This window comes from Ardenticatenales bacterium (genome assembly GCA_020634515.1).
In the GTDB taxonomy this organism is placed as follows: domain Bacteria; phylum Chloroflexota; class Anaerolineae; order Promineifilales; family Promineifilaceae; genus JAGVTM01.
Genome location: JACKBL010000007.1, coordinates 115,328 through 129,365 on the forward strand (window position 1 = coordinate 115,328; position 14,038 = coordinate 129,365).

General features: G+C 60.2%; 11 protein-coding genes. 8 read left to right on the forward strand and 3 right to left on the reverse strand.

From position 1 onward, the window contains the following. Nucleotides 1-84 precede the first annotated feature (84 nt). The gene (locus H6650_18055; GenBank protein MCB8953914.1) at nucleotides 85-1,056 is read left to right on the forward strand and encodes a hypothetical protein; all 972 of its coding nucleotides are present in this window, start codon (nucleotides 85-87) and stop codon (nucleotides 1,054-1,056) included. A gap of 55 nt (nucleotides 1,057-1,111) precedes the next feature. Here H6650_18055 and H6650_18060 read toward each other — a convergent pair whose 3' ends face one another. Together H6650_18060 and H6650_18065 are read right to left on the reverse strand one after the other, a co-directional pair. After that, nucleotides 1,112-2,485 carry an aspartate aminotransferase family protein gene (locus tag H6650_18060; protein MCB8953915.1) on the reverse strand — a complete coding sequence of 458 codons (1,374 nt, stop codon included), beginning with the start codon at nucleotides 2,483-2,485 and terminating at the stop codon, nucleotides 1,112-1,114. Between the two features lie 115 nt (nucleotides 2,486-2,600). Beyond that, a complete protein-coding gene (locus tag H6650_18065; protein MCB8953916.1) occupies nucleotides 2,601-3,185 on the reverse strand; it encodes a class I SAM-dependent methyltransferase in 585 nt (194 codons plus the stop codon). A 933-nt stretch (nucleotides 3,186-4,118) separates the two neighbouring features. Here H6650_18065 and H6650_18070 point away from each other — a divergent pair. Together H6650_18070 and ppc are read left to right on the forward strand one after the other, a co-directional pair. After that, on the forward strand, nucleotides 4,119-5,108 hold the full coding sequence (locus H6650_18070) for a ketoacyl-ACP synthase III (GenBank protein MCB8953917.1): 990 nt from the start codon (nucleotides 4,119-4,121) through the stop codon (nucleotides 5,106-5,108). A 149-nt stretch (nucleotides 5,109-5,257) separates the two neighbouring features. Further along, the gene (gene ppc, locus H6650_18075; GenBank protein ID MCB8953918.1) at nucleotides 5,258-8,041 is read left to right on the forward strand and encodes a phosphoenolpyruvate carboxylase; all 2,784 of its coding nucleotides are present in this window, start codon (nucleotides 5,258-5,260) and stop codon (nucleotides 8,039-8,041) included. A gap of 45 nt (nucleotides 8,042-8,086) precedes the next feature. Here ppc and msrA read toward each other — a convergent pair whose 3' ends face one another. Then, nucleotides 8,087-8,665: a peptide-methionine (S)-S-oxide reductase MsrA gene (msrA, locus tag H6650_18080; protein ID MCB8953919.1), complete on the reverse strand. Its 579-nt coding sequence runs from the start codon at nucleotides 8,663-8,665 to the stop codon at nucleotides 8,087-8,089. 392 nt (nucleotides 8,666-9,057) lie between these two features. On the opposite strand from msrA, the gene H6650_18085 reads away from it, so the two are divergent. From H6650_18085 to H6650_18105, 5 genes are all read left to right on the forward strand, one after another. Beyond that, entirely contained in the window at nucleotides 9,058-9,624 is a 567-nt protein-coding gene (locus H6650_18085) for a TetR/AcrR family transcriptional regulator (protein ID MCB8953920.1), read from the forward strand. 212 nt (nucleotides 9,625-9,836) lie between these two features. Then, nucleotides 9,837-10,064, forward strand: coding sequence for a hypothetical protein (locus H6650_18090; GenBank protein ID MCB8953921.1), 228 nt, complete (start codon nucleotides 9,837-9,839; stop codon nucleotides 10,062-10,064). A gap of 151 nt (nucleotides 10,065-10,215) precedes the next feature. Continuing rightward, nucleotides 10,216-10,902, forward strand: a complete 687-nt coding sequence (locus tag H6650_18095) for a response regulator transcription factor (protein MCB8953922.1) — start codon at nucleotides 10,216-10,218, stop codon at nucleotides 10,900-10,902. Between the two features lie 9 nt (nucleotides 10,903-10,911). Continuing rightward, the gene (locus H6650_18100; protein ID MCB8953923.1) at nucleotides 10,912-12,255 is read left to right on the forward strand and encodes a HAMP domain-containing protein; all 1,344 of its coding nucleotides are present in this window, start codon (nucleotides 10,912-10,914) and stop codon (nucleotides 12,253-12,255) included. Between the two features lie 172 nt (nucleotides 12,256-12,427). Further along, nucleotides 12,428-13,996, forward strand: a complete 1,569-nt coding sequence (locus H6650_18105) for an efflux RND transporter periplasmic adaptor subunit (GenBank protein ID MCB8953924.1) — start codon at nucleotides 12,428-12,430, stop codon at nucleotides 13,994-13,996. Nucleotides 13,997-14,038 lie beyond the last annotated feature (42 nt).

The following is a 14,038-nucleotide window of genomic DNA, read 5'->3' on the forward strand; positions in this document are numbered from 1 at the left end:
CCCGATTTTGCGGGTGGTTGAGTTCTCTGTTGTTGCCCACCGGTGGGGCGCGCCGGCGCAAACTGAGAAAGGATTGGGAACATTATGGGCAATCTACTAGACGTGGTTGGCGGCCTTTTTGACCAGAAATCTAGCAAGCCGGTAGGCGGGAAGCCGGACCCCGTGCGGCGCAAGGTGCTGAAAATCGTCCATGAGGCGCGTGTCCCCAGTGCCGGCAATCGCCGTCTCTCCGAAGTGCTGGGGTGGAACGACCACAAGAAGCTGACGGAAGGCTACATCAGCGACCTGAAGGAAATCAGCTACGGCTACGCCAATTACGAAGTCGTGGACGAAATCGTGATCGAAGGCTTTCCCGTCAAGGCGGATGGTTTCAACTATAACGCGGAACAGTTTGTAAAATTGTGGAAGGCCAAGAGTGGCTTCCACGACCCGGATCAGGTGGACTACATGGCCCTGGTGCGGGAGTTTAAGATGGTGGAGCGGGTGAATGCCGGCAGCATCGACGAAATATGGCTGTTTGGCTTCCCCTACGCCGGTTACTACGAATCCATCATGGCCGGGCCGGGCGCCTTCTGGTGCAACGCGCCCGCGCTCGAAGGCACGGACAATTGCCGCCGCCGTTTTGTCATCATGGGTTTCAACTATCAGCGCGGCGTGGGCGAAATGCTGGAGAACCTGGGGCATCGCGCCGAGTCGATTATGCGCCACGTTTACCGGAAAACGAAGGGTGAAGACAATCTGTGGGAGCGGTTTGCCCGCTACGATCAGACGCATCCGGGCCAGGCGGAGGTGGGCATCATGCACTTCGCGCCGAACAGTGAGCGGGACTATGACTGGGGCAACAAGCGCAAAGTCCCCAGCCGCTGCGATACCTGGTACAACTTCCCCAATCTGTCGGGCCAGCCGCGCATCGTGGATAATGCCGAATGGGGTGGCGGCGAGATCCGCGCCCACCACAAATGGTGGTTCAAACACATGCCGCACATTACGGGCGAGGCCAACCGCATCTCCTACAACTGGTGGGAGTACATCATTGATCCGAATACGGTGCGGTAGAAGGCGGGTGATGAAAAAACCGGGTTTTTATCAAAAACCCGGTTTTTCGTGACGCTCACCCACTCACTTCGTCGAGGATTTGCCAGATGGCGTCGAGCCAGTCGAGGTGTTCCGGCTTCATGAGGCATGAGCGGAGGCAGGTGATGTGGTCCTGATCCGCAATGAGGTCGGGCCAGGTGGGGGCGAAGAAGGCGGCGGGGAGTTGGGCCAGGGCCAGGTGCAAGTTGCGGGCGGCGGCGGCGGTGAAGATGGCCTGCGCGCGGGCGGAGGCTTCGCTGGCGCTGCCGGCATTTACCGCCCACACCACAATGTCCAACTCCGGCATGAATGGCAACCGAAAACGGGAATCTTCGTCTAATCGTTGCGCCAGGAGGAGGGCCGCCTGCCGGCATTTCTCCAAATCCGCGGCAAAATCCCCCCCACGTCGCGGCGGCAGCAGTTGGTGCGTCGCCCACAACCCCACCGCCGCCGCCCCCGCCCGCGAACACTCCAGACTGATCTCCCCCAGGTGCAGCTCCGCCGACGTAAAATACGTATACGGCGAATCATGCCGGTAAAACGCGCCCACCGCCGGGTCCCGAAACAGAACGCAGCCACAGCCATACGGCTGCAAACCATGTTTGTGTGGATCGATGGCGATGGAATCCACCGCGCCTAAATGGTCGAAAGCGGTCCGCGCTGATGCCGACAGGTTGTCCGCCAGCGTAAAATACCCCCCGTAAGCCGCATCGACGTGAACGCGAAAGCCATGCCGCGCCCGCAAATCCAGAATCGCCGGCAGCGGGTCCACCGCGCCCGTGGCCGTCGTCCCCAGCGTGACCACAACCGTTCCCACATCTCCTTGCGCCAGGCGTGCGTGTAATGCCGGCACATCCATGCGCCCCCAACTATCCGTTGGCACGGCGGCAAAGGGCAGTTGCAACACGGCGCTGATGCGGCTGTGCGTATAATGCGCCTGTGTGGATGCCAAAACCGTCTGGCCCGGTCGCTGCCGCCCCGCCACCCACAACGCCTCCAGATTCGCCAGCGTGCCCCCGCTGGTCAAATGCCCCAGGTGCGTCTCCCAGCCAAACATCCCCGCCAGTTCCGCCACCACTTCCTTTTCCATCGCCGAACTGGCTCGTCCCCCATCCAGTGCATGGTTATTCGGGTTCAGCCACATCGCCAGCGCATACGCCAGCCGCGCTACCGGGTGGGGCGGCTTGAGCATCTGCCCCGCGTAGAGCGGATGGTGATAGGGGTAATTATCCTGCAGCCGCTCCGCCACCTGGCGCAAAACCGCTTGCAGGCGCGGCAAATCCGGGTTGGATGACACAGCGGGCAAATCCGCGAATCCCGCGTCCAGCCGCGCCAACGCCTCCCCTAGCAGTTTCCAGCTTTCCTGATCAAAACTCACGTTGCCCTCCAAATTGGTAACTACCTGGCCCATTGCCTGCGCCTTTAGGCCGTTGCCTGCGCCTATAGGCCGTTGCCTGAGCCTTTAGGCTGTTGCCTGAGCCTGCCGAAGGCAAGATGGGCTTCGACAAGCTCAGCCCGCGAGGGAGTCAGGCGGGGTGTATCCGCTTCAGAATAAGCATGTAATACTGAAATGCTGACTGAAAACCTGTCGCTACCTCTTCATAAAGATAGTCAATGTAACCTTCCTCGGCTACCGCGAACTCCGCTGCTACAGCTTTCAACCAACGCTTAACTTCCCTTTCCTTTTTGGGCGATTTGTGTACAAAAAGGAATAAAAAGCCATTCTCGCTAATGTGATTTATTAGGGTGTTGAGCAAATCCACCTCCTTGTTTTTGTCAGCCTTCTCGAAATGCAAAATTGAATCAAGCACAACCGCATCGTACTTATCATGCAGCTCATATTCATAAATGTCTGCAACGACCCCATTTACAGGAAGATCCCCTTTCTTGGCTCTTTCTAGCATTTGAGCAATGCCAACATACGAAGTGTCAACACCGATAACCCTGTAGCCATACCTGGCCAGCATCAAGGCATCTCTTCCTTGCCCACACCCTAAATCGAGGGCGGTACCTCCCTGTTTTGCGTGTTGCTTTACAAATTCCTCAAACTCAGCGTACGGAGAGCCGAACAAGTTGCTCTCGACTTGATATTGCTTATCATAATTGGTCATGAACCGTGCCTTTACTTTGACCCGTGGTCGGCTTTCCCGACCCCGAACTACTGCGATTGCGCTGTGCTCCTGTGTCATTTGACACAGGCCATCCCGTGTTCCGCGCGTTGTGCCCTTCATCCGCGCTTAGTGAGCGTCCAGAATTTAGTTCTCCCGTGACTGTCCAGCCTTGGGGAATATAGTCCCAAATATCTTCCCGGAAGCTCGATTTCAAGCCCCAAACGCCGCATCATTCGGGTTGTATGGCATCAAAACAGCTTCCGGGAAGGTGGTCGTTAATAGTTACGTTCTCCCGTAACTGCTAAGCCAGATTGGACCAATTTTCTTCGGTGAATAGGGTCATTGAGCGCCGGAAATTGGTCCAATCTCCAGAGAGCGCCTAAGTAATCGTCCAAAATTAACTTGCTGAGATTGGTCCAATCTTGAAGATTGGACCAATCTTAAAAACGGGAAGTTTTTATAGACGGTCACTAAGATTGATTCATTCTCCAAGAAGGAACCAATCGCTATGGGCGCATCCATTATCTCTAATCGTAAATACGGATGCGCCCTGGACGCCCGACCTGTCTCCATGCCGTATCTTAGTTCAATGCACCCCCTTCGTCTATAATGTTTTGTTCTCAGGCAACTTTATGCTAACATCAAACTGGCTTTCCAGCCTGGCTGGATGCGCCCGCTTCTGGCGTCACGCTCGCGTTGTCACTCATTGTATGCCGGCACAATCACCCAAAGGGTGTGTTTTATTTCAGTTAACTGTTGCTTGCCGGCGGACAATTCGCTGAATTGTCCGCCGCCGTGAAGGGACAATTTAGGCAAATTGTCCTACGGCGCGGGCAGCCTGAACAACCCATTTGAAACACACCCTCACCCAAATAACCCTGGCGCACCCTTCATTCGCCGCCGTCGCTCACGTTATCGCATCTGGGAATAAATATGAAGCAATACGGTCGGATCGCTGGTTGGGGCAAATACACCCCCGCCAAAATTATCACCAATCATGACCTGGAAAAGCAAATCGACACAAACCATGAGTGGATTGTGCAGCGCACGGGCATCCATGCGCGCCATGTCGCGGAGCCGGGGGAAACGACCTGTACGATGGCGGTGGCGGCCAGCCGCCAGGCGCTGACGCGGGCCGGCCTCACGCCCAATGATCTGGACATGATCATTGTGGCGACATCCACCCCGGACCACCTGATTCCGGCCCTTTCCAGTGAGGTACAGGATGCGTTGGGGGCGAAGGATGTGCCGGCATTTCAGCTAGGCGCGGGGTGTGCCGGATTCATCTACGCCCTCAGCACCGCCTACCAGTTCATCCACAGCAGCGCTTACCGCAACATCCTCGTCGTCGGGGCTGAACTCCTCAGCCGCTCCCTCGACTGGAACGACCGCGCCACCTGCATCCTCTTTGGCGACGCCGCCGCCGCCATGATCGTCCAGGCCACCGACCAACCCTGCGGCCTGAAGAGCTTCGTCCTCGGCTCCGATGGCAGCCAGGGACACCACCTCCTCGTGCCCGCCGGCGGCTCCGCCGAACCCTTCGGACCCGACACCTACGCCAACGGGCGGCAATATGTGCAAATGAACGGGCGCGAAGTCTTCAAATTCGCCACCCGCGTCATCGGCCAGAGTTGCCGGCAGGCCGTCGCCAAAGCCAGCCTCACCCTCGACGACATCCGCTGGATCATTCCCCACCAGGCCAACCTACGCATCATTGACGCCGGCGCGCGCCAGCTAGGGCTGCCGCTGGACCGTTTCATCGTCAACATCCAGGAATACGCCAACACCGCCTCCGCCTCCGTGCCCCTGGCCCTGATCGAAGCCCTGGACAAAGGCCAGGTGCAGCCCAGCGACAACCTGCTCATGGTTGCCTTCGGCGCGGGCCTCTCCTGGGGGGCCGCTGTTCTACAAATGTCCCCCTAGCCTGCGCGCCGACATCAAAACACCAAAACCCAAAACCCGGTTTCTTCGGGTTAAACCGGGTTCTCAGAACAAAAAAACCGGGTTTTTTCGGGTTAAAAAAACCGGGTTCTTCTCAAAAACCCGGTTTTTCGGTTTTTCGGGAAACTAAAATGCAAACAGACCGCGATCAACTCAGTGCCGATATTCACCTCCTGGGCGACATCCTGGGAAAAGTGATTCGCCAGCAGGCCGGCATCGAACTCTACGAGTTGGAGGAACGCATCCGTGCCCTCACCAAAGCGCGTCGCGTGGACCAGACGCCGGAAATAGACGCCCATCTCTCCCGCCTGGTGGATAGCCTGACGCTGGCGCAGGCGGAAACGGTGGCCCGCGCCTTCACCACCTATTTCGAGCTGGTCAATCTGGCGGAGGAGATGCACCGCATTCGCGTGCTGCGGCAGCGGGAGCGCGACCTGTATCCCACGCCGATGAAGGAATCGATTGCTGCCGGCATTGCCACCCTCTGGGAAATGGGCATGGACGAGCAAGAAATGGCCCGCCTCCTCGACCGCCTGCGCGTCGAACTCGTCTTCACCGCCCACCCCACCGAAGCCCGCCGCCGCACCGTCCTCTCCAAACTGCGCCGCATCAGCCACGCCCTGCACGAACTCGAAGTGCGCGACCTCGTCCCCAGCGAACGCGCCACCCTTATCGCCGAAATCACCGCCGAAATCACCAGCCTTTGGGCCACCAGCCGCAACCGCGTCACCAAACCCGACGTCAGCGACGAGGTAAAAACCGGTCTCTACTACCTGGACAGCACCGTCTGGGACATCCTCCCCGAAATCTACCAGGCCATGCACAAAGCCCTGGCCCAACATTACCCCACCCTCGACCTGCCGCCGTGCTTCCTCACCTTTGCCTCCTGGATGGGGGGCGACCGGGATGGCAACCCCTTCGTCACCGCCCCCGTCACGGCGGAAACGCTGCGCCTCCACCGTGGGCTGGCTGTTGAGCGCCACCGCAAAGGCGCGGGCGAACTCAACCGCTCCCTCAGCATGTCCGACCGCCTCATGCAGATCGGGCCGGAACTGGACGCCGCTCTGTCAGCCGCCGCCGCTCATGACTCCGCGCACGTGGGCTACCTGCGGCAGCGGTATCCGCATGAACCGTACCGCCTGCTGGCCGCCATCCTTGCCGCCGACCTGGGCGAAGCATCGCAAGATGACGTGGTGGCTCGCCTGGAAGCGCCGGAAACTGCGTCGCCGCCGCCGCGCCTGCTCACGGGCGATGATCTGCTCGATCCGCTGGCGCTGCTGGACCGCTCCCTGCGCCAGAATGGCTTCCAGACCATCGCCGACACGGAACTGACGCGCTTCCTGAACCAGGCGCGCGTTTTTGGCCTGTACGCCGCCCGCCTGGACATTCGCCAGGACAGCGGCTACAACGAGGCCGTCCTCACGGAACTGCTGCGCCACCTGGGTCTTTGCCCGGACTACGGCGCGCTCCCGCCGGATGAGCGCGCCGCGCTGCTGACGCGGCTTCTGGACGAACCGGCCCCGGACGTGTGGGCGCTGGCCGGGCATCCCTTTTCCGCGCAAACGCAGGAAACACTGCACCTGTTCCGCCTCCTCACACGCGCCGTGCGCACCTATGGCCCCCAGGTGATCGGCCCGTACATCATCAGCATGACGCGCGGCGTCCAGGACATGCTGTCGCCGCTGCTGCTGGCTTACTGGCATGGCCTGGACCTGAACCCGGACCAACCGGAAGGTCTGGCGATTGCCCCCCTGTTTGAAACGCGCGCCGATCTGGAGGCCGGCCCAGCCATTATGACGGCTATGTTCACGCATCCTGCCTACCGCCGTCATCTGGAGCGACTGGGGCGGCAGCAGACGATCATGATCGGCTATTCAGACAGCAACAAGGACGCGGGGTATCTGACGGCGAGTTGGGAGTTGTATCGGGCGCAGGAGGGGTTGGCGGAGGTATGCCGGCATCATGCCATCCTCCTCACCCTCTTCCACGGGCGCGGCGGCACGATTGCCCGCGGCGGCGGCCCCGCCAATCGCGCCATCCTGGCCCAACCCCCCGGCTCCGTTGGCGGGCGCATCCGCATTACCGAACAAGGGGAAGTGATCGACATCCATTACGGGCAGCCGGCCATCGCCCGCCGCCACCTGGAGCAGGTCGTCCACGCCACGCTGCTCTCCAGCGCCCCTGGCCGCGGCGTGGAGCCGGAACCCGCCTGGCGCGCCGCGCTGGATCAACTCTCCGACATTTCCTACCGGGCATATCGCGCCTTTGTGTACGAGACGCCGCCGTTTCTTGAGTTCTGGCAGCAGGCCACGCCCATTCACGAGATCAACGGACTGCGCATTGGTTCCCGCCCCGCGCGGCGCAAAGGGGGCAATGTCTTCAGCGGGCTGCGGGCGATTCCCTGGGGCTTTAGCTGGATGCAGAGCCGCTTTGTGCTGCCCAGTTGGTTCGGCCTGGGGACGGCACTGGAGCAGTATGCGCTTGGTGGGGAGGAGCAATTGGAGCTGCTACGCGCGATGTACCGCGAGTGGCCTTTCTTTTACACGGTGCTGAACAACGCGCAGGTGTCGTTGGGCAAGGCGGACATGGGCATCGCCCGTATTTACGCGGATCTGGCGACGGACGCGGCAGTGCGCGAGCAGATTTTCGGCACGATTGCCGCCGAGTTTGCGCGCACCGTGCGCTGGATTCTGCTGGTGAGCGGACAGCGGGAGATTCTGGACAACGAGCCGATATTGCAGCGGTCTATTCGCCGCCGCAATCCGTATGTGGATCCGCTGAACTTTATTCAGGTGAGCCTGCTGCGGCGGCTAAGGGCGCTGCCGGATGCGGATAGCGAGGAGGCGCGGCAACTGGTGCGCGTGATTGCGTTGACGATTAACGGGGTGGCTTCGGGGTTGAAAAATACGGGGTAGAAAAGGAGCGCGGGAAACAGGGCTGCGCCCGCGCTCCGGGGGGGATCACAGAGCCGGTTGCTTCTTCAAGCGGTTCACGTACTGCTTGCGGAATTTGGCGACTTTGGGGGCGATGACGACGCGGCAGTAGCCTTGATATGGGTTGCGGGCGTAGTATTCCTGGTGGTATTCCTCGGCCAGGTAGAATTCGGGGGCGGGGGTGAGTTCGGTGACAATGGGGCGGTCCCAAATGCCGGCATCTCCCACTTCCTTAATCACCGCAAAAGCCGTCGCTTGTTGCTCAGGCGAGTGGTAGAAGATGACGGAACGATACTGCGGCCCGACATCGTTTCCCTGGCGGTTGAGGGTGGTGGGGTCGTGGATGGTGAAGAAGACCTGGAGGATTTCTTTGTAGGAAATGATGGCGGGATCAAATGTGATGCGGATGACTTCGGCGTGGCCGGTATTGCCGGCACAAACCTGCTGGTACGTGGGATGGGGCATGCGACCGCCCGCGTAGCCGGACTCCACGCTCAACACGCCCATCAACTCATCGTACACAGCTTCCAGACACCAGAAACAACCGCCGCCCAATGTGGCGACTTCCATGTTTGTGGCGGCTTGCGGAGCAGAATTCGATTGCATAAGATAGCTCTTCCTTTTGCGAAAATATTCAAGTACGGCAGACCAGGCGCCTGTTGCAAAACAGTCGCCCATATTTGATTGTAACGAGCGCGGCGTCGGCAACAAACCGCTATGCTCCCCTTCTCAGCAGATGTTCAAGAAACCGTCTCCTCTCCAGGTGGGCGTTGGCGCGGGTGGGAACATAGACCAAGCCCTAAGGAACGGGAAATAAATAAGACAACGAAGTTGTTTCCTTACCGTTCCTTCAAACTGACGATGCAATTCCGTGCTTGATTTCATCGCCAGTCTTCAGGGTTTACATTCCGTGACGGCGAGTGTGGTATGATCCGGGCGCGTCGCGTTCAGGCTTGGGTGGCGCGCTTCTGACGAATTAATGGATTGATGACTGAACTATGAAGAATACGGACAAGCGCGTACAGCGCACGCGCAAACGGCTGGCGGAGGCCCTCAGCGCCCTGACGCTGGCGCAAGGGTACGAAGCCGTGACGATCCGCGATATTACGCGGCGGGCGGGCGTGGGGTATGCGACCTTTTTCCGCCATTACAAAGATAAAGATGCACTTCTGATTGACGTGATGAATGCGTTCATCCAGGAGTTGAAGGATTTGCTCTCGCAGGCGGGCGAGGCTTCGGCGGCGGCGGAAGGAGCGTTAATTTTTGCGCATGTGCATGAGAAGCGCGATCTTTATCGGATTTTGCTCAGTGGGCAAGGCACGCAGGATATTCTGGCGCATGTGCAGGAGGTGAGCGCGCGGGAGGTGCTGGTGGGAAAAGTGGCGCGGGAGGGGAGTCCTGTGCCGGCATTAATCGCCGCCAACCACATCGCCGTTTCCACCATGGCCCTGATCAAATGGTGGCTGGACCACGACATGCCCTACACCATCGCCCAAATGGGCTACATCTACAGCGAACTCATCATGCGCCCCACCGAAACCGTTGCTTTCACCTCCTCCTCTTGATAATAGAGCGTAGAAGAACGCGGATAGGTAACCACAACCGCTCTCTGGAGAGGGGACCAATCTCACCAGAGAAAATTGGTCCAATCTGGCTTGGCAGCTACGCGGATAGAATACAAATCCGCGAAATCCTGATTATCACAATCCGGCACACCTTGTGACGCCGCATCCCTCGTGGCTACCCCGCCCGTGGGAAACTCCTTTGGCATAATCCCATGACCCCACCCACGGACAACAGGCAGCGCCGTCGGCGCGATGAACGCCAGCTTCTGGCCCTGGTAGCCGCCGCCCTGATCCTCGTCGGCGGAGCCGTGATCGCCCTCATTTACGGTTGGTCCGCCTTGCTCGCCGCCCTGCCCTGCCTGCTCGGCGGCGCGGGCGTGATTGCCCTGCTTTACCTGCTGCTGGTACTTCTGGAGAAATGGGTGCAGCGGCGCAGGTAGTGGCGCACGGCGCGCGCCGGGGGAGCCACACAAATTCTGCGCCGCTTCTTAACATTTCCTTCATATTATTTTAGTATTCTGATGCCAGGATTTAGCGGAGAAAGCGTCTCCCTCTTCGGAGGTGACGCCTGTGAACAGTGGTGGGAAAGGTATGTCCAAGACGATTCTTGTGGTTGATGATGAGGAGCGGTTGGTCTCGCTCGTAAAAGCCTACCTGGAACAGGGCGGCTTTCGCGTGGTGACGGCCAACGATGGCCGCGTGGCTCTGTTTGTGGCGCGCCAGGAAAAGCCGGACCTGATTTTGCTGGACATTATGATGCCGGAGATGGATGGGCACGAGTTTATGCGCGTTCACCATCGGGAGCGGGAAACGCCGGTTATTTTGTTGACGGCCAAAGTGGACGAAAACGACAAGGTGGTTGGTTTGGAACTGGGCGCGGACGACTACATCACGAAGCCATTCAGCCCGCGGGAGTTGTTGGCGCGGGTGCGGGCGGTGCTGCGGCGTGCCGGCAAAGAATCGCCGCGCGGCCATGTTTTACGGGTGGGCGACATCGTCCTGGACGAGGAAAGCTTCATCGTCAAGGTCAACGAGGAACGCATCGATCTCACCCCTTCCGAATTTGACCTGCTGGCCGCGCTGATGTCCTCTCCGGGGCGCGTCTACTCCCGCCTGGACCTGTTGGACCGGCTGCAAGGGACCGCCTACGAAGGTTACGAACGCACCATTGACGTCCACATCCGCAATTTACGCGCCAAAATTGAACCGAATCCCCGCAAACCACGGTACATTGAAACCGTTTATGGCGTCGGCTACCGTTTTGCCGCCGACGTGTGAGCTTCATCTATGCGTACTCTGGCCGCCAAACTTGCCTTTGCCTTTCTTTCGGTCAGTCTAACGGGGATCGCGTTGGTGGCGTTATTTGCCGGCATTATCGTCCGCACCGAGTCCAACACCTTCGTCAACGCCTTCAACCAGGACGCCATCGTCAACCGCCTCGCCGAATACTACACCGCTAACAACGGCTGGCAAGGCCCCCTTCACGAGACAGGAACCAGCCCTCTGCCACAACTGGAATGGGGGCGCGGCTACTTCGTCGCCGACACCACCGGGCACGTCGTCATTCCCGCCGGCGACACACAGATTCCCCCCGACATGCTGCGCCGCGCCGTGCCGATCGTTGTTGACGGGCAAGAGGTGGGCTACTTTCTTGGGCGTGAGCCACCCCGCAACCCCGGCAGCGCCTTTGATCCTAACCGCGCCCAACTCGACTTCCTGCAGCGCGTCAACCAGACCCTCATCCTGGCGGCCTTAGGCGCGGCGGCCCTGGCCCTGATCATGGGTGTGCTGCTGGCCCGCAGCCTCTCCCACCCGCTGCAAGAACTGACCCAGGCCACCCGCGCCGTGGCCCAGGGCGACCTGACCCTCCAGGTTCCCGTTCGTTCGCAAGATGAGTTGGGGCAACTGGCCTCCGCGTTCAACCAGATGAGTACGCAGCTAGGGCGGGCGCGCGACCAGCGGCGGCAAATGACGGCGGACATCGCCCACGACCTGCGCACCCCCCTGAGCATTATCCTGGGACACAGCGAAGCGTTGCACGAAGGCATCCTCCCGCCCACGCCGGACACCTTCTACATCATTCACGATGAGGCCAAGCGCCTCAGTCGCCTGGTGGAAGAATTACGCACCCTTTCCCTGGCGGAAGCGGGCGAACTGCCAATGTCACCGCGCGCGGTGGCCCCGGAGGCGCTGCTGGAGCGCGCCCTGGTGGCCTACACGCCCCAGGCGCAGAAGCAGGATATTTCCCTGACGTTGCAAGCGCCGCCTGATCTGCCGGCAATCAACGTGGACCCGGATCGCATGGCGCAGGTGTTTGATAATCTGCTGAACAATGCGCTGCGCTTCACGCCGGCGGGCGGGCAAATTACGCTGGGGGCGGCGGCGGCGGATGACATGGTTCACTTTTGGGTGCGGGACAGCGGACCGGGCATTCCGGCGGATGACCTGGCGCACATCTTCAATCGCTTTTATCGCGGCGACAAGGCGCGCCAGCGACAGGAAGGCAGTTCCGGCCTGGGGCTGGCTATTGCCCGGTCGATTGTGGAAAGTCACCAGGGGCGCATCTGGGCCGCCAGCGCAATGGGACAGGGCGCGACTTTTCATCTGGAACTGCCTGTTTCCCCCGCCTGATTGTTCTTGACAATTTCTTCACTATTTCCCAACACCGTCCTCACAATGCCGGCATACACTGATGGCAAAACCCCGGACGATAGCCAGACGGGGAGGCCTTGACCATGCGCGAGCAGGCGTGCCAGGGCCATCGGATTGCGTCTTTACCTTCTCACGGCGTAGGAGCAGAAAAATGTCTCGGAAAAGAATTACCTGGATCATCGTGATCCTTTTGATTGCAGGGGGCGCGGGCGGTTACTGGTTCTATCGCCAATCCTCCACCCCGGCGCAGGCGGCAACCGAGCCTGCCGTGCAAACATCGGTTGTGCGTCGCGGAAGTCTGATCATCTCCGCCACGGGCGCCGGTTCCGTTATTCCCGCGCAGGAGTTGACCCTCAGTTTTGCCGGCAGCGGCACCCTCACCGAACTCAACGTCCAGGTCGGCGACCATGTCAGCGAAGGCGACGTGCTGGCCCGCATTGACGACAGCGACGCGCAACAGGCGCTGGTTAATGCCCAATTGCAGCTTGATCAGGCCAAAATGCAGACAGACGCCTCCGCCACCCAGGTCGGCGTCAGCTACGACGACATCAGCATCGCCCAGGCGCAAATGAACCTGGACCAGGCTCAGACCAGCCTGGACGAACTGCTCAACTGGACGCCGGACGCCGATGCGATTGCCCTGGCGCAGGCTCGCCTGGATGCGGCGCAGGCCGCCTACAACGCCGCGCGTGGGCAGGCGGCGGCCAGCAGCAACAACATCACCGTGCAGAGCTACACTGTGCAAAACGCGGAGCAGGCCGTGGCCGACGCGCAGGCCGCCTATGACACCGCCTGGGACCCGGCGCGTGACTGGGAGCTAAACGATCCTCGCCGCGCGGATGCGTTGGAGCGGGAGCGGGATCAGACAACCGACGCGCTGGAAAAGGCACAGCAAAACCTGGAAATCGCGCGACTGAACTACAATTCAACCGTTTCTTCGACAAGTCAGAGCGGCACGGTCAGCGCGCAGACAAATCTGCTCTCCGCGCAGCAGGACCTGGCGGCGGCGCAGACGGGACCGACAACGGATGAAATAAACACGGCACAGCAGGCGGTGCGGCAAGCGGAATTGGCGTTGCAGCAGACGCGGCTGAATGCGGAGGCGAACCAGCTTAAGCTGGCGCAGGCGCAGTTGAATGTGACGGCGGCGCAGCAGACGCTGGATGGGACGGTGCTGACGGCGCCGATGGCGGGTACGGTGATGCAGGTGAACGCGGCGGTGGGCGAAAATGCCGGCAGCGGCGTAATCGTCCTCGCCGACCTGGAGCAACCCCTGTTGGAAATCTACCTCGACGAATCCGACATGAACATGGCCGGCCTGGACTACGAAGTAGACGTCACCTTCGACGCCCTGCCTGACGACACCTTTGTCGGCCACATCATCCAGATTGACCCACAGCTTGCCAGCAGCAACGGCGTCACCACCTTGCGCGCCCTGGTACTCCTTGATGCCGACTCCTTCGCCAAACCGCAAACGCTCCCCGTTGGCCTGAACGCCACCGTAGAAGTCATCGGCGGACGCGCCGACAACGCCCTCCTCGTTCCCGTCGAAGCCTTGCGTGAACTGTCGCCCGGCCAATACGCCGTCTTCGTCATGGAAAACGGCGAACCCAAGCTGCATACCGTGGAAGTGGGTCTGATGGACTTCACCTTTGCCCAGATTCTGTCTGGCCTGAATGAAGGCGATGTGGTCACGACTGGCATTGTGCAAACCAATTAAAGAGGTGATGAAAAACCGGGTTTTTCACAAAAACCCGGTTTT